Origin of the sequence: Thermococcus sp. M36, assembly GCF_012027355.1 — an archaeon.
GTDB lineage: Archaea > Methanobacteriota_B > Thermococci > Thermococcales > Thermococcaceae > Thermococcus.
The window spans coordinates 428,390-448,976 of sequence record NZ_SNUH01000001.1 but is presented as its reverse complement, the minus strand read 5'-3'; the positions used below and the strand labels follow the sequence as shown (position 1 = coordinate 448,976).

The window sequence follows — 20,587 nt, the reverse complement described above, 5'->3', positions numbered from 1 at the left end:
TCACGACACTAAAATCTTGGTCATCAACAGACTGTCTTTGTTGAGGGGGTTGGGGCTATGGTATTTAAACTCCTGGAACAGGCTGGGATAAAACTGGATCTGGAAGACGAGGAGCCAAAGGCAGCGGCGTTTGAGGGGTTCTCCGATGAGAACCTTGAAGACCTAATAAGGATAGTCATTGTGGGTGTGGGAGGTTCCGGGAACAACACGGTGACGAGGCTCTACGAGCTTGGAGTCCAGGGAGCTGAGCTCATTGCTATGAACACCGATGCCCAGCACCTTGCCCGAACAAAGGCCCACAAGAAGCTTCTCCTCGGCAGGGAAATAACCCACGGCAAGGGGTCTGGGGGAAATCCGGAGATAGGCTATCATGCCGCCGAAGCCAGCGCCCATGAGATAGCTGAGGTCATCGGCGATGCAGACCTCGTGTTCATAACCGCGGGCATGGGCAACGGTACAGGTACCGGTGCCGCACCTGTTGTCGCCAGGATAATAAAGGAGCGCGCCAAGCACAGCGGTCGTTTCAGGGAGCCCCTCGTTGTCAGTGTTGTCACATTTCCCTTTAAAAACGAGGGGAAGATAAGGATTGAGAAAGCCAAGGCGGGGATAAAGGCCCTTATGTACTATTCCGACACCGTCATCATCATCGAGAACGATAAGCTCCTCAAGCTCGTCCCCAAGCTTCCAATAAACGTCGCCTTCCGCTTCGCCGATGAGATAATCGCCAGGATGGTGAAGGGCATAACCGAGACGATAAAGCTCCCCTCCATGGTCAACATAGACTTTGCCGACGTCTACAGCGTGATGCACAAGGGCGGAGCGGCTCTGATAGGCATTGGAGAGAGCGACTCCAGCAACAGGGCCGTCGATGCCGTTAAGAACGCCCTTGAGAACAAGATGCTCGAGGTTGAGTACGGCAGCGGCGACAGGGCACTCGTCCACTTTACCGTGGGGCCGGACGTGAGCCTCGGCGAGATAAACGACGCTATGAACATCGTCTACGAGAAGCTCGGCGAGAAGAGCGAAATCAAGTGGGGCGCCAGGATAGACGAGGACATGGGTAAAGTGGTCAGGGCCATGGTCATCATGACCGGTGTTAAGAGCCCGCACATCCTTGGGGGGGCGGAGGCGCTCCAGGTCGCCGGGTCCCCGAAGGAGAACATCATAATGGGCAGGCAGGTGAAGCCCTTCAAGTCTGCGGCCACGGATTTTGACAGGATTTTCAGGACCATTTCTGAAAAACAGGATAAGGGGAGGAGAGAGCTTCCACCCTACGCCAGGAGGGTTCTTGACGATTTTATTGACATAGCCTGAGCCTCTCCCACCTCTACCATTTACGCAGGTGATACCATGGCAGTGGTTATTAGCGTGGCTAACCAGAAGGGAGGTGTTGGTAAAACCACCCTTACAATGAACCTGGGCCATGCCCTTGCATCCATGGGCAAAAAGGTTCTCCTGGTGGACATTGACCCGCAGTTCAACCTCACCTTTGGGCTGATAGGAATGCAGGTTCTGAACTACGGCGACAGCAACGTGGGAACCCTGATGACCCGGGAAAGCGATGTGGACGACACAATAGTCCAAGTAAAGAAAAATCTTGACCTGATCCCAAGCCACCTGAACCTGTCGGCTAGGGAGATAGAGATAATCAACGCCTACAACCGCGAGAGACGCCTTGAGAAGGCATTGACTCCGGTTCTCCCAGACTACGACTACGTACTCATAGACAACCCGCCGAGCATGGGCATTTTCCTCGTGAACTCCTTAACGGCCTCGGACTACGTTCTCATCCCGCTGGAGCTCAGCTATTTCGGCGTCATCGGGATGCAGCTGATGTTCAACCTGATGAGGATGATCCGCGAGGAGACCAACGAGAACCTGAAATTGCTCGGCCTTGTCCCCAACAAGTTCACCCGCCAGACCAAGGTTCCAAAGATGCGCCTCAAGGAGCTCCGCGAGACCTACCCAGACGCTCCAATACTCACAACGATCCCGAAGGCGATAGCCCTTGAGAAGGCCCAGAGCCAGGGGCTCAGCATATTCGAGTTCGATGGGGATGGCCGGGCCGCGAAGGCCTTCTCAAAACTGGCCAGAGAGGTGGTTGAGATTGTCGAAGGATAAAATTCCCCGGCTTTTTGACGGTTCCGTTGACGAACTCACAAAGCCCTCAAGACCAAAACGAGACGAGAAGTTCCTTAGGTCGAAGGAGTTAAAAAAGGAGAAGATGCAGAAGACCCTTTACATAAGCAGGGACATAAACAAGAAGCTGATAGAGCTCTACGGAGAGGAGGGGAGAAGGCAGAGCGTTATCGTCGAGGACGCCGTCAACTTGTACTACTACCTGAAGCTGGCCCTTGGGGAGAAGAAGTTTGACGAACTTATGAGCGCAGTCAGAAGGGAGGACCCCGAGTTCCTCAGGGAGTACATGGGGAGATTCAAGCTTTAATGGCACAGTTACTGGATCCAGAGGGTGGAATCACAGGCTAAAATAACGCCCCAGCCCCCTCATTCGCAGTACGTTTCAATTATTTTCCTGATTATTTTGCTCGTCTTGGCCCTGTCGCTCTTGTAAAGGTAGGGTATGCGTATCACCTCTGCGTTTATCCCGTGCTTCCTCAGTTCCCCCTTTAGCCTCTCGCAGCTGAAGTCTTGGTCGGGTCCGATCGCGATGATGTCTGGGTTGATCCTCTTCACGAGCTCGTAGTCTATCGTCCCCGGAGCCCCAATGTAGACCTCGTCCACCATCTTGAGGGCCCTCAGCAGTTCTGCCCTGTCCTCGGCACTGTTCACCGGCTCCCTGCGCTTCTGCTTTCTGACTGTCTCATCGTGGGCGACTATAACCACTAGCTCGTCCCCGAGTGCCTTTGCCTGGCTCAAAAAGTGGATATGGCCGACGTGGAGGAGGTCAAAAACTCCCCCGACGAGGACGCGAACCTTTTTCCCTCCTTTTTTGCTTTTCTCCGCCATCTCAGCCCACCGTCAGGTTCCAGATCTTGTCCTTGGCGTGGTGGATGTTCTTCACGGCTTTGCCCTTGGGTTTTTCCTTCATGGCCTTGCCGTCCATGAGGGCTACCCCTATCGCGAGGGGCCTTCCGTAGTCCTCCTCGACGACGAAGACGAAGTCGCCCTCCCTGATGTTCTCATCAGCGTCGGTTATTCCCGCGGCCATAACGTCCGCGCCCTTGATGATGAACGGAACCGCTCCAGCATCGACGACGACGCGCCTCGGCCATTTCCTAAGATCCTCCTCGTTTGAGAGCTCGTAGAGTGCTATAACGAGCGGGAAGATGAGCCCCCTCCGCCTTATGAAGAACGGCCTCCCGTTCACGAGGATTATCTCTGTGGTCTTGTCGAACTCTGCCAGCTCCACTTTGTCCTTCTTGTTCAGCATCTTCTTCGCTATCTCCTCACCGAAAATCTCGCTCATCTCTCTAATAATCTCCTTCACTTCCTTCTTGCTGAGCGGGTGCTTGACTTTGAGCTCCATTAGACCACCTCCTTTATCTCCTCAAAAATCCTCCTCGCGCTCTCCCGGGGGTTCTTACTGGTGTAAATAGAACGGCCCACGATGACGTAGTCCGCGCCCGCCTTTACAACCTCTTCGGCCTTCCCTCCCTGGGCGCCGACGCCGGGAGTGATGACCTTAATCTCCGGCCTGAGCTTTGAGCGGATGTACGCAACGCGCTCCGGCCTCGTTGCGGGGGCTATGACTCCAAAGGGCCCAAGCTCATTGGCGAGTTCGATAAGTCCGTCCGTGGCCGGCTGGATAAACTCCCCCGCTCCGGGGTGGCTCATCTCGACAACGATTATCGTCTCTCCGAGCTCCATGACCGCTTTAACGCTCTCCCGTCCAACGAAGCCGTGGGCTATCACATAGTCCGCCCCGGCCTCGAAAACTTTACTCGCTATCAGCCTGTTCGTGTTGGGTATGTCGGCGAGCTTCAAGTCTGCTATTATCGGGAGCCCCGTCACCTGCTTGAGCTCCGTGATGATTTTCAGCCCGGAGCCAATTATCAGTGGCCAGTTGACCTTGACCGCCCAGAGGTATTCTGCGGTGCGCTCCGCTATTTCTAACGCCCTCTCGCGCTCGTATACGTCCAGTGCGAGTATGAGCCTGCTCTCCTTCATCCCTTCACCTCACAAGGGACTTTATTTCCTCTGGGATGTACTCGCCCTTCATTGTGAGTGCTACGTGGTAGGCGCTCTTCATAGCGTCTGCCTCGCTCTCCGCCCAGGTGACGACCACCATGTCGCCTTCTCCAGGATGGAGCTTCTCGTTCAGCTTCTCCTGGAGCTCTGGCATAGTCTCTTTTAATGGTCTCCCATCCTCAGGAAAGACTACCTCCCCGTTTTTGACAATCAGTATCATTGCACCCCTGGCGTGGAACCGTATTGCCTCGTCACGAAGTTCTATGCTCTTGAACCCCGGCGGCTCTTTCACGACCAGGGCATAGGCCGGGTGGCCATCGAGTTTCCCAACCTCCCTCGCCTCGGAGAAGTGCCTGCTCATCTCTTCGAGCAGCCCTTTGCCTTTCTCGTTAAGGGAGTGTCCCCGCTGGGTTGAGCTTATGACATCAAGCCACGAGAGCTTCTTCAAAAGCGTCCTGACGCTCCCCTCTCCAAGGTCGAGAACCTCCGAAATGGTTTTCCTTCCTGTCGGGTTTCTGAGCATGAACAGAACCGCGACGGCATCTTCGAGAGTGAACTCAGGATAGGCCCCCCTCTTCCAGCTCATCGGCTTCCCTCCGAGAAAAATTGGGAAAAGGGATTAAAAGGTTTGTTGGGAAGAAGAACCGTCAGAGCCACCTGGGCTTGAGGCCGGCCCACATGCGCATCTTCTCGTGGGCTATGATGCGCGGTATGTTGCCCCTCTCCTTTGGTCCCGGGTTCTTCATGTAGAAGGCGTTGACCTCGTAGACTGTTCCGAACTCCTTCTTCTCGACCGCTATCTTTCCGAGTCTCACCAAGTCAACGAGGAGTCCAGCGAGGGCCGGGCTGTCGTTTATCCTGCCGGTGATGACCAGCTCGTCATGGGCGCCGTTGAAAGAAACGTACTCGATGTGCATGGCGATAAACTTCTTGTCTCCGAGCGGCTCAAGGAAGCCCGTCGGCTTGATGTAGTGTGGAGCATCGTAGCCGAGGAGTTCCTTAACGACGGAGCTCTTGGTGAACTCCTTGCTCTTGTTCCTCTCCTTGTCGGTCAAAGCCAAGAAGTCGTTGTTGCCGCCGATGTTGAACTGGGCTATGTCGAGGACGTACCTGTTCCTCTGGGCGAGATGGCTGAGCACATCGGCGGTGAGCGGAGTGGCGCCGGTGGCGCCGTCATCGCCGAAAATGACCATGTTGCTCTCCTTCGCGAGCTCGACGAACGCCGGGTCGTTGGCTATGAGGGTCGGAATCGCGTTGACGAAAGCCGCTCCTCCAACCTCCTTGGCGTACTTGGCTATCGCGTAGGCGTAGACCTGGGTCGCGGTGAGCCTGTCCTTCTGGTTCTCCTCGATGGCCTTCTCAAGCTCCTCCCTGCTCTCGAAGGGAACGAAGGCCTCGGTGGTGCAGACGTTGATGAAAACATCCGCTCCGAGCTCCTTCCACTCGCTCACAAGGTGGTCGACAGCCTCCCGGAGGGTCATCTCGCCCTCGAGGCCAACCGCCTCTATTGGAAGGTTCCTGAGGCTCCTCAGGTGGATTCCCTTCCTTATGGTGAGCCCCCTGAGGCTCTCGGGGGCCTCGGGGTCGTAGGCTTTGACAACATCGTAGAGATCCTTGCCAACCTTAGAGGCGTCAACGTCGTAGGAACCGACTATCTCAATGTCCTTGATTTTAATCGGAAGCTCGTCGGCGAGAGGGACGCCGTAGGGCTCCATCTTTCCGGCCTTTATCTTCTCAAGGCCGCTCGCAAAAATGCTGGCAACGTATCCCTGTCCGAGTATGACAACCTTCACCATCTTTCCACCTCCTTTGTTGTCCTAAGATATTTTACGGTAGTTAAATAGTTTTTGGTTGAAAAACGGTTTAACTTATTTTTGAATGAACCCCTTTCCCTCGAACGGGGCCGCGTAGCGCTTCCAAAAATTTTATAAATAACCAAATCTGAATAAAACGTGGCGAAAGTTTGATTTTTAAAATAAGCTTTTCGGGCCATTTTGGCTCACTTTTGAAAGCTTTGGTGGGGTGTGGGCTATGAGGGCCGCGGCACTCTTGCTGGTTGCGCTGGTGCTGTTCGGAGTGGTCGCCAGCGGCTGCATAGGCGGCGAGAAGGCTGAGACCTCTTCTGTCGAGGTTCAGCTGACCGGGGATTTCACCAAGGATGTCGTTGAGATCGGCAAGGTTCTGGAGCAGAACGGCATTAAGGAGGTAAAGTTCTCCGCCTGGGGTTCTGGAGACCCCAACAGCGTTATGAGGGTCTACGGCATAGTTGAGGCCGCGAGGAGAATCAACAAGATATGGGCCGACAACGGCATTAACGTCGAGATTGTGATAACCGACACCCACTACGTCGCCTCCTTCCAGGATGCTTACAAGGAGTACCTCAGCAAGCAGCCCCTCGGCCAGGCTGGTGATTTCTTTGTCAACAGCTACGCCTTCCTGCCGACACTGGCCGATGAGGGCTACATACTCGACATAACTGACTACGCAAAGGCCTACCAGAGCGTTATTGATGACTTCTATCCGTCCCTGATAGAGGCCTCCAAGTTCAAGGGGAAGCTCTACGGTCTGCCGCAGGACACCGAGGCGAGGCCCCTCTACATCAGGAAGGACGTTGCGGCAAAGATAGGCTTCGACCTCAACGGCCTTGATGGGAAGGTCAAGAACGGTGAATTCACCTGGAGCGACGTTTACTACTGGGCCAAGAAGGCCAAGGAGAGTGGGGCAACTGAGTGGGGACTGGTCCACAGAAAGGGCTCTGCCCACCCAGACCTAATACAGTTCATATTCGCCTTCGGCGGCAAGCTCTACGATGAGAACACAGGAAAGCTCGTCGTTGATGTTCCTGCCGTTTACAAGTGGCTCTACGTCGAGTGGAAGTTCGCCCAGGATGGGCTTCTACCGAAGGACATCATGAGCTGGGACTGGGCCAAGCAGATTCACCCGGCCATAGTGGAGGGAAGGACGCTCTTCGACATCGGCGGCACGTGGTACTGGACGGAGTGGCAGACCAAGCAGTACTACTCCAAAGAGGGAAGCCCGAGGGGACTGAAGCCGGATGAGGTGAAGGATTGGTTCTACTACACGCTCTTCCCCGCAGGTGAGAAGGGGGACAAGCCAGTTACGCTCAGCCAGCCCTTCGTCTGGATGATCAACTCGAAGGCCGGCCAGCAGAACTCGAAGTACGACGAGCTTGAGGACGTCTACCACAAGCTCGCCTTCCTCATGCTGATAAAGGCCAGCGACCCGGACATAAACGCCATCCACAGCGTCATTTCCGCCCACCTGCCGGTGAGGAAAGAGGCGGCAAAGCTCATCAAGGACGAGAAGTGGCTCAGCGACCTCAAGAGCCTCAACCTCGACCTCAGCCAGGAGGTCAAGGACAACATCAGGGACATCGTCCAGGCGACGGTCAACCCGGTAAACGCCCAGTTCCTCGCTGATGTCAGCTACATGCTCGAGTACACTCATCTCGCCCCGGCGCACCCGAAGTACCCAGCACTGGCAGACATCTTCAAGGAGGCTGTCGACAAGGTTCTCAGAGGCGAGATGACCCCGGAGGAGGCGGTCAACTACATTATCCAGAAGGTTCAGGCAGACCCCGAACTTGCCCAGAACGTTGAGATACAGGGCGAGATTCCGGAGGACTGGAAGTTCCCGCAGGCATGAGGTGATGCCATGGCAAAGGGAAAGCTCAGAGACCTTTCCTTCTTTCTTTCTCCCATGGTCTTGATGGTGTTCCTCTTCTACCTGGTTCCCCTAGTCATGACCGTCTACATAAGCATGACGAGAATGAGGAACTGGAACGTTGAGAGGTATCTAACCGAGTTCGTCGGGTTTTACAACTACCAGAGGCTCTTCTACATGTTCCAGCACGACCCGACCTTCAAGGCCGTAATCCTGACGACCCTCGCCTTCGTTGGCATCACGCTCATGATTAATGTCTTCGGCGGTTTGGCACTCGCCCTTGCAACCTTCTTTATTGATGAAAAGCCCGCTTCCTCCTACAGGCTCCTCTGGCTCCTCCCGAGGATGTCACCAATAGCGGTCTACAGCCTCGTGTGGTACTACTTCTTCCACGGGAGCGAGATTGGAACCCTCAACTCAATCCTCATGCACCTCGGTATCATCTCAGAACCGCTTCCCTGGGGCCAGATTACCCCCTGGGGGGCATGGAGCGTAATAATCTTCGTTAACGGCCTTGTGGGCGTCAGTTTCGGGATGATAGTATTTACCTCTGCCTTGAATCAGATTCCCAGGGAGCTCGTCATGGCGGCGAGGGTTGACGGGGCCTCCTCATGGCAGATATCGAGGAAGATTCTGACCCCCATGGTCAAGTGGCACCTCCTCTACGTTCTCACCTGGCAGTTCCTAAGCCTGCTGACGACCTACCCGCACCTCTTCCTCCTCGTCCAGTGGGACCTCGTCAACAGGGACTATGGAACGACCTTAGCGCTCTACGTCTTCAACACCGCCTTCGGTATGGGCGAGCAGGATCAAGGCCTTGCTGCGGCCGCCGCTGTAATACTCTCAATAATCGGCATTATAGGCGGCTTCGTGACCCTGAAGGTTCTGAAGTTCGAGCGGATGATGAGAAAGCCGAGGGGGGACTTCTGATGAGGGACGTCGAGACGAGGCCGAAAAGGTACAGCAGGTTGATAATCCTCGCCCTTCTTCTCGCGAGCCTGCCCCTGATTATAGCTTTCTCCCTCCTCGTACTCTCCAGCTTCAGCACCCAGATGGTTACCGACCTCAATCCGAGCTCCTTTCAGTTCACCCTTGAGAACTGGATAAACCTCTTTCAGGGCAAGATAGCCACAACTGGTGGAATAAGAGTCAACATCTGGCGCATAACCCTGAACACCCTTATAGTGGCCCTCGGCGTTTCCGGCGTCGTCACTGGAATAAGCACCCTTGCAGGATACTCGCTTTCGAGGATAGACTTCAAAGGAAGGAAGACCCTGATGGTTCTCCTCCTCGTGCTCCACGCCTTTCCGGGAGTGGCCCTAATCGTGGGCGTCTACCTCCTCTACCGCCTGACCTTTCCTGCCAGCACGGATTTTGTTGGCCTTTACTCCTTCGTCTACGTCATACTGGCAAGGGCGGCGCTTGAGATTCCGATGTCCATCTGGCTGATGAAGGGCTTCTTTGACACAATCCCCTGGGAGTTTGAGTGGTCGGGCATCATAGACGGGGCCTCTAGGATAACGGTCTGGAGGAAGATAATGCTCCCCCTCATCAAGCCCGGCATCCTCGCGGTGGCACTCTTCGCTTTCTTAGCTGGCTGGCAGGACATAATCTACGTCAGGACGTTCCTCGTATACCCGACCCTTGCGACCTTCATAGAGGCCAACATAGAGGCGGAATACTCTCACATGCCCCTCATAGCGGCCACAGGAACGTTCTACCTCCTGCCCACAATAATCTTCTTTATCACGGCCCAGCAGCTCCTCCTCCAGGGCTACTCCGGTGGAATCAAGGGGTGAGGTGGTGAATATGGTCAAGATTACGCTGAAGGGAATCACCAAAAAGTTCGGGGACTTCACCGCTCTCGAGGGAATAAACCTGGAGATAGAGGACAGGGAGTTCATGGCCCTCCTCGGCCCCTCGGGGAGCGGAAAGTCCACTCTCCTCTACACGATAGCTGGAATATACCGGCCAACGAGCGGGAGGATATACTTCGACGGCAGGGACGTCACGGAGGTGCCCCCGAAGGACAGGAACGTCGGGCTGGTCTTCCAGAACTGGGCGCTCTACCCCCATATGACGGTCTTCAAGAACATAGCCTTCCCCCTCGAGCTGAGGAAAGCCCCGAAAGATGAGATTGAGAGGAAAGTCAGGGAAGTTGCCCAAATGCTCAGGATAGAGAACCTCCTCGACCGCTATCCGTGGCAGCTAAGCGGCGGCCAGCAGCAGCGCGTGGCAATAGCAAGAGCCCTTGTGAAAGAACCCGACGTCCTGCTCCTTGACGAGCCGCTCAGCAACCTCGACGCACTTTTGAGGCTTGAAGTCAGGGCCGAGCTCAAGAGGCTCCAGAAGGAGCTTGGAATCACGGCAGTTTACGTTACCCATGACCAGGCGGAAGCGCTCGCTATGGCCGACAGGATAGCGGTGATAAGGGAGGGGGAGATACTCCAGGTCGGGACGCCGGACGATGTATATTATAAGCCGAAATACCGCTTCGTCGGCGGCTTCCTCGGCAGTCCACCCATGAACTTCATAGAGGCCGAAGTTGAGGACGGTCGCCTCAACGTCTATGGGAACAGGATACCCCTCCCGGCACAGTACAGGGAAATCATCGAGAAACTCGGGGTAACTGAGGTGCTCCTCGGCTTCAGGCCCCACGACGCTGAGGTTCTCAAGGGGAGGGGAGAGGGTCTTGTCGGGACGGTCTATTCCTTCGAGCCCCTCGGAAGGGAGCAGATAGTCACCGTTTCGGTCAATGGAGCGTTCGTCAAGGTCTTTGCCCCCGAGGGAGAGCACTTCAGCTTCGGTGAGCCAGTAACCGTGAGAATCCGCGAGGACAGAATAGTCCTCTTCGACAGGAAGACCGAGAAGGCTTTGGAGTTCCTGGAGGAGTGATTCATCCCTCTCTTCTTTTCCACACCAGCCATGCCGTCACGGCGACTCTGAGGTTCGTCATCGCCGCTAGCAGGAGGAACAGGGTCTTTATGGAAGCCTGAACTGGATACAGCAGGAAGAGCATCGTGATGAAGATTCTCTCGTCCCTCTTCCCGGGGAGCTTCCTTAGAGAGGGTACTTCGGCGTAAGCATCCCTTCCGTAGGCCGCCTTAAAGCGCTCGGTCGAGTAGCTGACCATCACGGAACCGAGGAGGGCAAGAAAAGCTATTAGGTACCAGAGTGGTTCCCTGAGCGTTGCGTAGGCCAACAGGCTTAAAAAGGCCCCATCAACGTACCTGTCCAAAATTGAATCGACGTAGCCTCCGAACCTGTTGGCCTCCAGACGGGCCCTGGCTATCTCTCCGTCAACGCCGTCGAGGATAGAGCTTATCTGGTAGAGTATTCCTGCTATTGGGGGGCTCACGAGCGTCAGCAGAGCAGATACAATGCCAAAGGTGAAGGTAAAGGCAGTCATCTGGTTTGGTGTTACCTTCTCTACCAGCAGGGCGCTTATCTCCGTTGAAATCTTCCTGTTCAGGTGCCTGCTGACGAAGCCGTCTCCAACGCCTTTAACTGCCGTCTTCACGAGCATCCTCCTTGTCCTCTTCAGGTCGCTGGGAGTGTCAACGTCGGTCCAGCCGAGGCCGTCGACGAAAGTAACCTCCAGCTTTGCCCTCTCAACGACCTCGCTGAGGTGGTAGTCTCCATTCTTTTCCGCCTCAAGGGCCTCCGTTACCTCAAAGACCCCTTCATCAAGGACAAAGAAGCCGGTGTCTACAGCGTCCCACTCTGCCAGGGATTTTCCGATTTCCCGAACCCTCCCTTCTCGAACCTTAAGCTTTGTAGCCTCGTCTATCTCCGCCCACCTTGGGCTCCTGTCGGCTATGAGGCCGCTCCCTTTAACTGCACTATCTATGAACGCCTCAGAATAGACGTGGTCGCTCATAACGAGGACGAACCTCCCGGAAACGAGCCTCTTTGCGAGGTGGAGTGAGTGACCGTTGCCCTTCTCTGGCTCGCGGTTGATTATTATCTCTACAGGAAAACCGTACCTCTCAATGAACTCCCTATAAAACGGCTCATACTTCTTGTTGGTAACGAGGATAAACCCCTCAACACCGTTCCTCTGGAGGAGGGTCATAGTGCGGTACAGAATCTCCCTTCCAGCTACCTTGACCAGGCCTTTGGGCTTTTCACCCATTCTGGTTCCAAGGCCCGCCGCGAGAATTACTGCCTTTCTCGGTGTCACTGGCATCACCTTTTTAAGCCCACTTTCGAGGTCGGATTAGAAAGCCGGAGTTAAATTAACTTCAAGTGATTTGAACCTTTCGGGTGAGTGAGATGCGCGTTGCTGTCCTGTATTCCGGCGGGAAGGACTCAAACTACGCCCTTTACTGGGCGCTGAAGCAGGAATTTGAAGTGAAGTATCTCGTTAGCATGGTGAGCGAGAGCGACGAGAGCTACATGTACCACGTGCCGAATATACACCTTACTGAACTGCAGGCAAAAGCGGTTGGAATTCCGCTCATCAAGGGATTCACGAGCGGTGAGAAGGAGAAAGAGGTTGAGGACATGAAGGCCGTCCTCGAGGGGCTTAAGATAGACGGCGTCGTTGCCGGTGCTCTGGCCAGCGAGTACCAGAAGCAGAGGGTCGATAGGGTAGCAAAGGAGCTTGGCATAGAGAGCTTCGCTCCCGCCTGGCACCGCGACCCGGTTGACTACATGCGCGAGCTGGTGGGAATCTTTGACATCGTCATGGTCGGCACTGCCGCTTACGGACTTGACCGGGGGTGGCTCGGCAGGAGGATAGACGAGAAGGCCCTTGAGGAACTTGTGAAGCTCCATGAGAAGTACAAAATTCACGTCGCCGGCGAGGGCGGTGAGTTCGAGACCTTTGTGAGAGATGCCCCATTCTTCAGGGCGAGGATAGTCTTCGATGAAGTGGAAAAGAGGTGGAGCGAGTGCAGCTATTCGGGCGTGCTTGAGGTCAAGAGGGCGCATCTGGAGTGGAAATCTTAAAATGGGAGTAAAAGGGAGCTTCCTGAAATACCACATATCCATAGGCCAGCGCCCAGTACTTGGTCGGTATTGTGGATCTGCCCTTTCTCTCCGAATGGCGAGGCTCGGGAAAGAAGATGCTGGGTGGCAAAGTTTATTAAGTGTCTGGAATTATTATGCCCGGTGGTATAATGATCGAGGTCGAAAACCTCGTCAAGAGGTTCGGTTCTACCGTGGCGGTCAACGGGATAACCTTCACCGTTAAAGACGGCGAGATATACGGCCTTCTTGGTCCCAACGGGAGCGGAAAGAGCACGACTATGAAGATTCTCTCGGGGATTCTGACGCCAAGCTCCGGAAGGGCTTTCGTCGAGGGGATAGACGTCTCGGCCGACCCCATAGGGGTTAAAGAGGTAGTCGGCTATGTCCCTGAAACACCGGTTCTTTACGAGAGCCTGACCCCTGTGGAATTCTTTAACTTCATCGGGAGCGTGAGGAGGATTCCGGAGGAGAGGCTCCAGGAGAGGGTGGACACCCTTGTGAGAGCCTTCGGGATAGAAAAGTATATGGGCGAGATGATAGGTTCTCTCAGCTTTGGAACAAGGCAGAAAATTTCCCTGATAGCGGCGATGCTCCACGACCCGAAGGTTCTGGTGCTCGACGAGGCGATGAACGGTCTCGACCCAAAGAGCGCGAGGATCCTGAGGGAGCTCCTCCTCCAGTCGCGTAGGAGGCGTTGACGGTGGTTGTGTAGAGGGCCATGACGAAGGGCAGCATGGCATATGTGGCAAAGGTCACGGAAGCCCTGAGCTCGTCCCCGGAGCCCACAACGGCCCCGGCCATCATGAGGCCGAAGAACAGGAAAGCCACCGACTGGAAGGCTATCCCCCTCTTTATGTCCCCAGTTTTCCGCAACTGCTCTTTGAACTTCTTCGGGTCGGCAGCTATCTGGGGATTGTTTTTTAACCTTCTGTAGTGGAGCTCCCGGTAGAGAATTTTAACTATTTCCCTCATGCTCTCACCTAAAGCGTCTCCTTCAGGGCCCGCACTATGCTTGCCACCTCGTGCTGGCTCTCTGTGAGCTTAAGGAAGACATCCTCAAGGCTCTCCTCGTGGGCGAACTCCTTGAGCTGTTCCACCGTCCCCTCAGCGATTATCTCGCCGTTGTATATGACCCCAACCCTGTCACATATCGTCTCCGCCAGAGCAAGCACGTGGGTCGAGAAAACTATGCTCCTGCCCTCCTCCCTGAATATCCATGGGCGTCTTCGAGCCCCTCAGACTCCTTCCTGTAACAGCAGGTGCCAGGTACCTCAGTGTTCTGCTCGCTATAGACAACATCCCAGCGGTGGTGGCCCTGTTTCCGTCCGTCTCTGTCCTGGCTGCGAAATACGGTATGCCTGGTCTCGTGGGATTTCTGTGGATACTCGTGGGGACATTCCTTGGCCACGTCCTTGGATTGGCCGTCTTCACCTTCTTCGGCTCGGCGAGCGTCGGCGGCAGGTTTTCAAGGCTGAGGACGATGGCAAGGGTTCTCGGCGTCCTGCTCTTCATAAGCATGTTCTATGCCCTCAACTACATACAGCAGTACGTAAACGAGCACTACGAGGAGCTCCTGCCGTTTTTCTCAAAGTACTCTGTGGCATACCCGTTCTCGATAGTCTCGATAATTGAACCGCTGAACTCCTTCCTGCTGGTTCTGGGCTATCTTGCGGTTCTTGTCCCCGTCTACGCCGTCATCCTCGGCAGGCTCTGGCGCAGGATGGAGAATGGGGCCGTTGTTTCCCTGACTAAAACGGTGCGCTTCAGGGCCAGAACACACCATCCTGTTGTCGCCATCGCCCTCAAAGACCTCAGAATAGCCCTCAGGAAGAGCGCCCTCTTGGTCGGGCTGATATTCCCGCTCTTCATAATTCTGCCCAGTGCTATCAACCTCCTGATGGCGGGGGCAGTGAGGGAGTGGGCCGTCGTCTCCGTCCTCCTTATGATAGCCTGGGTGGCATCGGTTGGGGTGGACACCGTCCTTAAAATAGACGGCAGGGAGTTCGAGTTCCTCCGGAGCCTCCCGATAACCCTCTCGGGGTTCCTCAGGGCGAAGCTCCTCGTGATGAACGCGGTCCCTGTAACGGCTGGCGTTTTCCTGGTTCTGGCCTCAACTTATCTGAACCCGGGAATACTCAAGCTGCTCCCCGCTGCACTGTTGCTGCCATTCCTCACCTCATCGATATCGCTGGCCTTCTTCTATCACGGGGAAAAAGAGCTCTCGGTTCCGGAAACGAGTTTCGGCCACGTCCTTGCTCTGATGCTCGTAAACGGAATCGTCCTTGGAACCATAGCTGGGGTGTGGTATTTCCTCGGTTATCCCTACGTAATGGCCGTGGCTGGGGTGGCCCTTGCGGGGGTCATGAGAGCCATCAGCAGGTGACGTGGAACAGGGCGAGAACCTTTTTCTTTCCCCACAGCTCGTTGAACTTTTCAGCGGCTCCCTCTGTGGGGAGCTCGATGACCTCTTTTTCCACCACCAGCTCCCTGCTCTCCGGCAGGAGCGAGAGCATACCGTAGGCGCCGGTGCCGACGATGAGGACATCGAAGTCCTCGCTCAGGTATTCCCTCAGCTCGTCCGGGTCGAGCCTATGACTCGTGCCGTGCTTGTTCTTGCTGAGCCACTTTTTGCGCTTCTCAATCTTTCCGCTCGGGTAGATAACAACGTCGTGGCCGTAGGTTTTCCCGTCCACTACTATCCTCCCGAAGCCGGGAAACTCGATCTTCACAGTATCACCTCGGGCTCAGCGCGTCCCGGAGTATCTTTCCGTGGTCAAATGCGAGGGGGAGCTTGAGGGCCTCATCTATCGGAACCACGTGGACGTCTTTGGCGTCGTCTCCGGCCTTCAGCTCTCCAGTCCCAACCGCCAGAAAAGCCGCCGTAACAGTGTGTCCTCTTGGGTCTCTTGCCGGGTCCGAGTACACCCCGACCAGCCGCAGGAGCCTGACGTCCAGGCCAGTCTCCTCCTTCGCCTCTCTGACCGCGGCATCTTCGACCCTCTCCCCGTACTCCACAAAGCCCCCGGGGAGGGCGTAGTGGCCTTTGAAGGGCTCGCGCCCCCGTTTGATGAGAACAATGCCGTTGTTGTAGAGAATAACCAGGTCAACAGTGAGACCTATACACCGATGCATCTCAACCTTCAGCTCTGGGTGGTTTTTGGTGAGAAATTCCTCCAGCTCCTTCCGTACTGGAGCTATATCGTGGCCCTTCGGGGCCTTAACAAGCAGGACGTACCTGTCCATAACACCACCTCAGGGAAGTCCCTTGTCATCATCTTCAGCATGCTGACGTCTCATCATCGGCGGTTATAGTTGTTCCTGTGGATTTATCTTTTTCTCTTGAAAACCTCGCCCTTTAGGGCGGGGATGCAAAGACTGAAAATCAAGCCTGTCAGCAGGAAAGCGACACTCTTTTAAAGCCTAAAAACCATACCATACCTTGTGATGAAACGGACGATAACCGTGAAACTCCAGCCAAGCAAGGAACAGGAGGAAATACTCAAAGAGTTAGCCCTAATCAGCTCAAAAGTCTGGAATATGGTGAACTATCTCAGGAGACAGGAGTTCTTCCAGGGCAAGCCCATAGACTTCCTAAAAACACAGAAGATAACTTATGAGGAATTCAAAAAAAGAAATTGGCTCAGCAACAGTTCAAACAATAGCCAGAAAGAACGCTGAAAGCTGGAGAGGCTTCTTCTCCCTCTTGAGGAGCAAGCGGGACGGTGAGCTTCCAAAATGGATGAAGCCAAAACCGCCGGAATACATCAAAGAGGGCAATCTGATAGTCCTAAGAAACACCCAATACCGCATCGAAGACAACGAACTAATCCTGATGGGACTCGGTAAATTCAAACGCTTGGAAGTCCAGTTCAAGGGGAGAATACACTTGAAGGGCAAGCAGGGAAGGTTGGAAATAACCTACGATCCCGTAAGGCGGAAATGGTATGCTCACGTGAGCTACACGGTGAAAGAAAAACTAATTAATGAGGAATGGGTCGAACTCCCAAGAGAACCCAAAGGAAATCTCTCCGCTGGAATAGACTTGGGAGTGAATAACTTAATGGCCGTTTACGTTGAGAACGGGGAGAGTTTCCTCGTGAATGGGAGACCGTTGAAAAGCATTGCATTCTACTGGCAAAACAAAATTGCCGATTACCAGTCGAAACTCAATAAATCGGGTTGTAAGAGGAGTAGAAAACTCCAAAGGATGCACCAGAGGACCAAACTTCAAGCAAAACACTACATCAATACTGCAGTTAGACAGACTGTCGAAAAACTCTATCACCTTGGAGTTTCGAGGATTGTGGTTGGCTATCCAAAGGGAATAGCCAGAGGGTCGGAGAAGGGTAGAAAACAGAATTTTATCCTCTCTCACGTGTGGCGGTTTAACACGGTGATTCAGCGACTCAAGGAAGTCGCTGAAGAGTATGGTATTCAGGTTTTGGTTGTTAATGAGGCTTTCACGTCTAAAACTTGCCCCGTCTGCGGGAAGCCCCACGAGGGGGCGAGGTTTGTTCGTGGATTATTTAAGTGTCCCGCAGAGGGGCTTATCTTCAATGCAGACTTGGTTGGGGCGTTTAATATTTTGAGGAAGGTCGTGAAAACGATAACCCCGAATTTGGGCGGTCTTTACGCTCAGAGGAGGGGTAACGGGAGGAAGACCCTCCCCGAGGGGCTGAAAGCCCGCTTTGAGTTGGGCTTTAATGGAGCCCCTCGAACCTCCCCGTCTTTAGCGAGGGGTTAAACCGTTGGAACCCTCGCCCTTAGCCGGGAGGAGGTCAGATCGTTAGCTTTTCGACACCCACTTTCATGGCGAGCTTGTTCACATCATCTTCCGAGAAGTTGAAAGCCCTGTGTTCCAAAAAAAGGGCTGTGAAGGCGTTTGCCCTCTTCAGCGCCTGGACGAAGGGACAGCGGGTGTAGAAGTATGAAAAGCTGGCGAGAAAGACATCGCCTGCCCCGGTGGATTCTTTAACTTCTACTCTAACGGGTCTGTATGCATACCTGCTACCCCTGAAATAGGCAAAGCCCGTCTCGGGGCCGTTGGAGGCCAAGAAGACTTCCACCTCCTCGGGTTTTAGGTTCTTCAGGTAGTCCATTTCCGAGGTGTCCGCGTGGACGACCTTCAGCCCCTTGAGAAATGACACATCTGCCTTCTGGAGCATTACATTGCCGGGCCTTGGGGTCCTTATAAACCCCTGGACGTCTGCAGCTAAAAACGCTGTCTTTTTCTTCAACTTCTCGACAATATCCGGGGGGATTTCGTTCGCAACTGGGTTTAGCAGAACCATGTCGTACCTTTTTGTGGGTGCTTTGGATATAGGGGTGGCCCTTGAGAGAAGCCTTAGCGTCCTCCTGTTGGGGTCGAGATAGCGGAGCTCATATGAAGTGCTCTTGTCAGATGGCAGGGCTCTCAGCTTTATTCCCGCCCTTTCCAGGGCCTCCAGCCACTCATCGGGGAAGTCGTCCCCCACGCTGGTGAGTACCTCGACGTCACAGAAGTTCGCGAGGGCCACGGCGGAGTAGTAGGCCCCACCGCCAATCCTGGTTTCCGGCTTTGCATCCCTCACAATGATGTCTATAACAAGGTGTCCAACTAGAAGGCACTTCATTTTTGCCCCGCCTAATTTCACTTTCTAGGCGTGACTTAAATAAAAATCTTTTGGAAATTGGGCGAAAAGTTTATAAAGGCAAAAGCGAAAAGCTTAAAAGGATATGTCCTTTTGGGGTGGGGCTATGAGGCGCCTGGGCAAAGTTTCTCACTACGCGAAGCAGGGGTTTTTGATTCTGCGCACCGACTGGGTTCCATCGCTCAACGACCCGGTGGTTGACAAGGGGCTCACCGTGGTCGGGATAGTTAAGGATGTCTTTGGGCCGGTTAAGAGGCCCTACGTTGCCGTCAAGCCCCGTGTCAGGGATCCCGAGGGCTACATTGGGGCTGTGCTCTATGTGGACACGAAGCGCAAGAAGGTTCGGCAGAATAGATCCGCCAGGAAACGTGCCAAGGGCGGAAAGAGCAGACGCCCTGCCCCCAGAAAGAGGGGGTGAGAGCCTTTGGCTGATAAGAACGTATGTCCCGTATGTGGTTCCGATAAGCTGTTTTACGATCCGAGGAGAGGCGAAATCGTCTGTTCTGTCTGTGGTTACGTCGTTCAGCAGAATGTCATTGATGAGGGTCCCGAGTGGCGCGCCTTCGACCCCGACCAGCGGGCCAAGCGTGCCAGGACTGGCGCGCCCATGACTCTGATGATCCACGATAAGGGCCTTTCCACCGATATAGACTGGCGCGATAAAGATATCCATGGCAACCAGATAACCGGCATGTACCGGACGAAGATGCGCCGCTTGAGGATGTGGCAGCGCAGGATGCGCATAAACGATGCCGCGGAAAGAAACCTCGCCTTTGCTCTCAGCGAACTCGACAGAATGGCTGCCCAGATGATGCTTCCGAGGCGCGTCAAGGAGGTGGCGGCCTCACTCTACCGGAAGGCGGTCATGAAGAAGCTCATCCGCGGGAGGTCAATAGAGGGCATGGTCTCGGCGGCGCTCTACGCCGCCTGCAGGATGGAGGGCATCCCGAGGACGCTCGACGAGATAGCGGCCGTTTCAAAGGTCACCAAGAAGGAGATAGGAAGGAGCTACCGCTTCCTGGCAAGGGGGCTCAATCTGAACCTCCGCCCAACGAGCCCGATTGAGTACGTTGACCGCTTTGGCGATGCACTCAACGTCAGTGCAAGAACCAAGAAGCGCGCCAAGGAGATACTTCAGGAGGCCATCAAGAGGGGGATAACGAGCGGCAAGGGCCCGACCGGACTCGCCGCCGCTGCGCTCTACGTTGCCTCCCTCCTTGAGGGCGAGAAGAAGACCCAGCGTGAGGTTGCGGAGGTAGCGCACGTCACAGAGGTTACCGTCAGGAACAGGTACAAGGAGCTCGTCGAGAAGCTCGGCATAAACGTCCCGATATGAGGGATGGGCTTGCTGGTAGCGGTAATGAGCGACACACACCACGGGGACAAGACGAACAACCTTCCTTCCCTTCTTTTAAAGGAACTTGAAAAGAGGAAGCCCGACCTGATACTCCACGCGGGCGACGTTACTTCGGCAGAGCTCCTCGAAAGGCTTGAGGACTTCGCCCCCACTGTGGCCACCCGGGGCAACGCCGACCATCTAGGTCTTCCAGAGGAGCAGGTCGTCGATGTGGAAGACGTGAGAATTGGCGTTCTCCACGGCCACCAGTTCTTCTCGCTCAACGCGCAGTTCCTGACCCTCAAGGCCCTGGATATGGAGGCTGACGTTCTAATTTTCGGCCACACCCATCGCTTTTACCACGACACCTATTCCGTCCATGGAAACCGTGTCGTCCTCCTGAACCCCGGCTCGCCTACGTTCCCGAGGATGGACTCCGCGGGCTTTGCCCTCCTGGAAGTTAAGGGTGAAAAAGTCAGGGTTGAGCGGGTAAGGTTCTGGTGAGCCCCCCTTGGCCCCAGAAAAATGATTTCACGTGCATAGTGGATCTAGAAACTCCAGAAAAGCTAAGGAAGGAAAAGAAAGGCCATCAGCTCTTGATGGCGAGCTTGATGTCCTCGGCCTTGACGGTCTTCCTGCCGGCGTGGTGGGCGAGGTCGACCGCCTTCTTGGCGATCTCAAGGGCCTTCTCCTCGAGGTGCTCTGCGAGAACCTTGGCGGCCTCCTCGCTGACGCGGGCGGCGCCGGCCTTCCTTATAAGCCTGTCAACCGGGGCAATTGGCAACTCAGCCATTTTCCCAACCTCCTAAACGTT

Annotated in this window: 23 protein-coding genes and 3 pseudogenes; 15 read left to right on the top strand and 11 right to left on the bottom strand. The window is 54.9% G+C overall.

Annotation, left to right across the window (positions count from 1 at the left end; genetic code table 11):
* Positions 1-57: 57 nt before the first annotated feature.
* Genes ftsZ through E3E36_RS02550 form a run of 3 tightly spaced genes read left to right on the top strand, consistent with a single transcriptional unit; the run spans position 58 to position 2,446 of the window.
* Positions 58-1,314 carry a cell division protein FtsZ gene (ftsZ, locus tag E3E36_RS02560; protein ID WP_167893829.1) on the top strand — a complete coding sequence of 419 codons (1,257 nt, stop codon included), beginning with the start codon at positions 58-60 and terminating at the stop codon, positions 1,312-1,314.
* Between the two features lie 36 nt (positions 1,315-1,350).
* Positions 1,351-2,121 carry a ParA family protein gene (locus tag E3E36_RS02555; RefSeq protein ID WP_167893828.1) on the top strand — a complete coding sequence of 257 codons (771 nt, stop codon included), beginning with the start codon at positions 1,351-1,353 and terminating at the stop codon, positions 2,119-2,121.
* The gene (locus E3E36_RS02550) at positions 2,108-2,446 is read left to right on the top strand and encodes a CopG family transcriptional regulator (protein ID WP_206203461.1); all 339 of its coding nucleotides are present in this window, start codon (positions 2,108-2,110) and stop codon (positions 2,444-2,446) included. Before E3E36_RS02555 ends, E3E36_RS02550 begins: the two co-directional genes overlap by 14 nt.
* Positions 2,447-2,505: 59 nt before the next feature.
* On the opposite strand, the gene E3E36_RS02545 is transcribed toward E3E36_RS02550, so the two are convergent.
* The 5 genes from E3E36_RS02545 to E3E36_RS02525 form a co-directional block, all read right to left on the bottom strand.
* A complete protein-coding gene (locus E3E36_RS02545; RefSeq protein ID WP_167893826.1) occupies positions 2,506-2,967 on the bottom strand; it encodes an adenylyltransferase/cytidyltransferase family protein in 462 nt (153 codons plus the stop codon).
* 1 nt (position 2,968) lies between these two features.
* On the bottom strand, positions 2,969-3,487 hold the full coding sequence (locus tag E3E36_RS02540; protein ID WP_167893825.1) for an RNA-binding protein: 519 nt from the start codon (positions 3,485-3,487) through the stop codon (positions 2,969-2,971).
* Positions 3,487-4,128, bottom strand: a complete 642-nt coding sequence (gene pyrF / locus E3E36_RS02535; protein WP_167893824.1) for an orotidine-5'-phosphate decarboxylase — start codon at positions 4,126-4,128, stop codon at positions 3,487-3,489. The genes E3E36_RS02540 and pyrF overlap by 1 nt, the downstream gene beginning before the upstream one ends.
* A 4-nt stretch (positions 4,129-4,132) precedes the next feature.
* Positions 4,133-4,735 (bottom strand): DUF4443 domain-containing protein, encoded by a 603-nt coding sequence (locus E3E36_RS02530; RefSeq protein WP_167893823.1) that lies wholly within the window; start codon positions 4,733-4,735, stop codon positions 4,133-4,135.
* Between the two features lie 61 nt (positions 4,736-4,796).
* On the bottom strand, positions 4,797-5,945 hold the full coding sequence (locus E3E36_RS02525) for an inositol-3-phosphate synthase (protein ID WP_167893822.1): 1,149 nt from the start codon (positions 5,943-5,945) through the stop codon (positions 4,797-4,799).
* A gap of 235 nt (positions 5,946-6,180) precedes the next feature.
* Here E3E36_RS02525 and E3E36_RS02520 point away from each other — a divergent pair, with 235 nt between their 5' ends.
* The 4 genes from E3E36_RS02520 to E3E36_RS02505 are packed head-to-tail and all read left to right on the top strand — an operon-like array spanning position 6,181 to position 10,728.
* On the top strand, positions 6,181-7,815 hold the full coding sequence (locus tag E3E36_RS02520; RefSeq protein WP_167893821.1) for an extracellular solute-binding protein: 1,635 nt from the start codon (positions 6,181-6,183) through the stop codon (positions 7,813-7,815).
* Between the two features lie 9 nt (positions 7,816-7,824).
* A complete protein-coding gene (locus E3E36_RS02515) occupies positions 7,825-8,763 on the top strand; it encodes a carbohydrate ABC transporter permease (RefSeq protein WP_167893820.1) in 939 nt (312 codons plus the stop codon).
* On the top strand, positions 8,763-9,632 hold the full coding sequence (locus E3E36_RS02510; protein ID WP_167893819.1) for a carbohydrate ABC transporter permease: 870 nt from the start codon (positions 8,763-8,765) through the stop codon (positions 9,630-9,632). The genes E3E36_RS02515 and E3E36_RS02510 overlap by 1 nt, the downstream gene beginning before the upstream one ends.
* Before the next feature lie 10 nt (positions 9,633-9,642).
* Entirely contained in the window at positions 9,643-10,728 is a 1,086-nt protein-coding gene (locus E3E36_RS02505; RefSeq protein ID WP_167893818.1) for an ABC transporter ATP-binding protein, read from the top strand.
* A gap of 1 nt (position 10,729) precedes the next feature.
* Here the strand turns inward: E3E36_RS02505 and E3E36_RS02500 are convergent, their stop codons facing one another.
* Positions 10,730-12,016, bottom strand: a complete 1,287-nt coding sequence (locus tag E3E36_RS02500; protein ID WP_167894720.1) for a bifunctional L-myo-inositol-1-phosphate cytidylyltransferase/CDP-L-myo-inositol myo-inositolphosphotransferase — start codon at positions 12,014-12,016, stop codon at positions 10,730-10,732.
* Positions 12,017-12,108: 92 nt separating this feature from the next.
* Here E3E36_RS02500 and E3E36_RS02495 point away from each other — a divergent pair, with 92 nt between their 5' ends.
* The 3 genes and pseudogenes from E3E36_RS02495 to E3E36_RS02485 all read left to right on the top strand — a co-directional run bounded on the left by E3E36_RS02495 (position 12,109) and on the right by E3E36_RS02485 (position 13,741).
* Positions 12,109-12,786 carry a TIGR00289 family protein gene (locus tag E3E36_RS02495; RefSeq protein ID WP_167893817.1) on the top strand — a complete coding sequence of 226 codons (678 nt, stop codon included), beginning with the start codon at positions 12,109-12,111 and terminating at the stop codon, positions 12,784-12,786.
* A gap of 170 nt (positions 12,787-12,956) precedes the next feature.
* Positions 12,957-13,487 (top strand): annotated as a pseudogene (locus E3E36_RS02490) (ABC transporter ATP-binding protein); the annotation flags it as partial.
* Positions 13,488-13,525: 38 nt separating this feature from the next.
* Positions 13,526-13,741: a hypothetical protein gene (locus E3E36_RS02485; RefSeq protein WP_167893816.1), complete on the top strand. Its 216-nt coding sequence runs from the start codon at positions 13,526-13,528 to the stop codon at positions 13,739-13,741.
* 46 nt (positions 13,742-13,787) lie between these two features.
* Here E3E36_RS02485 and E3E36_RS02480 read toward each other — a convergent pair.
* A pseudogene (locus E3E36_RS02480) lies at positions 13,788-14,018 on the bottom strand (ABC transporter ATP-binding protein); the annotation flags it as partial.
* Between the two features lie 5 nt (positions 14,019-14,023).
* Between E3E36_RS02480 and E3E36_RS02475 the strand changes: the two are divergent.
* Positions 14,024-15,190, top strand: a complete 1,167-nt coding sequence (locus E3E36_RS02475) for a hypothetical protein (protein ID WP_167893815.1) — start codon at positions 14,024-14,026, stop codon at positions 15,188-15,190.
* Here the strand turns inward: E3E36_RS02475 and E3E36_RS02470 are convergent.
* Positions 15,180-15,536: an Mth938-like domain-containing protein gene (locus E3E36_RS02470; protein WP_167893814.1), complete on the bottom strand. Its 357-nt coding sequence runs from the start codon at positions 15,534-15,536 to the stop codon at positions 15,180-15,182. The genes E3E36_RS02475 and E3E36_RS02470 overlap by 11 nt on opposite strands.
* A 4-nt stretch (positions 15,537-15,540) precedes the next feature.
* A complete protein-coding gene (locus E3E36_RS02465; RefSeq protein WP_167893813.1) occupies positions 15,541-16,050 on the bottom strand; it encodes an NUDIX hydrolase in 510 nt (169 codons plus the stop codon).
* Between the two features lie 201 nt (positions 16,051-16,251).
* Here E3E36_RS02465 and E3E36_RS02460 point away from each other — a divergent pair.
* Positions 16,252-17,551, top strand: a pseudogene (locus E3E36_RS02460) (RNA-guided endonuclease InsQ/TnpB family protein).
* 34 nt (positions 17,552-17,585) lie between these two features.
* Here E3E36_RS02460 and E3E36_RS02455 read toward each other — a convergent pair.
* A complete protein-coding gene (locus E3E36_RS02455) occupies positions 17,586-18,419 on the bottom strand; it encodes a PfkB family carbohydrate kinase (RefSeq protein ID WP_167893812.1) in 834 nt (277 codons plus the stop codon).
* Positions 18,420-18,543: 124 nt separating this feature from the next.
* Between E3E36_RS02455 and E3E36_RS02450 the strand changes: the two genes are divergently transcribed.
* The 3 genes from E3E36_RS02450 to E3E36_RS02440 are packed head-to-tail and all read left to right on the top strand — an operon-like array spanning position 18,544 to position 20,277.
* Positions 18,544-18,855 (top strand): Gar1/Naf1 family protein, encoded by a 312-nt coding sequence (locus E3E36_RS02450; protein WP_167893811.1) that lies wholly within the window; start codon positions 18,544-18,546, stop codon positions 18,853-18,855.
* Positions 18,856-18,861: 6 nt separating this feature from the next.
* Complete coding sequence (locus E3E36_RS02445; protein WP_167893810.1) at positions 18,862-19,773, top strand: transcription initiation factor IIB; 912 nt, start codon at positions 18,862-18,864, stop codon at positions 19,771-19,773.
* Positions 19,774-19,782: 9 nt separating this feature from the next.
* Positions 19,783-20,277: a metallophosphoesterase gene (locus E3E36_RS02440; RefSeq protein ID WP_167893809.1), complete on the top strand. Its 495-nt coding sequence runs from the start codon at positions 19,783-19,785 to the stop codon at positions 20,275-20,277.
* Between the two features lie 85 nt (positions 20,278-20,362).
* Here E3E36_RS02440 and hpkB read toward each other — a convergent pair whose 3' ends face one another.
* Positions 20,363-20,566, bottom strand: a complete 204-nt coding sequence (gene hpkB / locus E3E36_RS02435) for an archaeal histone HpkB (protein WP_167893808.1) — start codon at positions 20,564-20,566, stop codon at positions 20,363-20,365.
* Positions 20,567-20,587 lie beyond the last annotated feature (21 nt).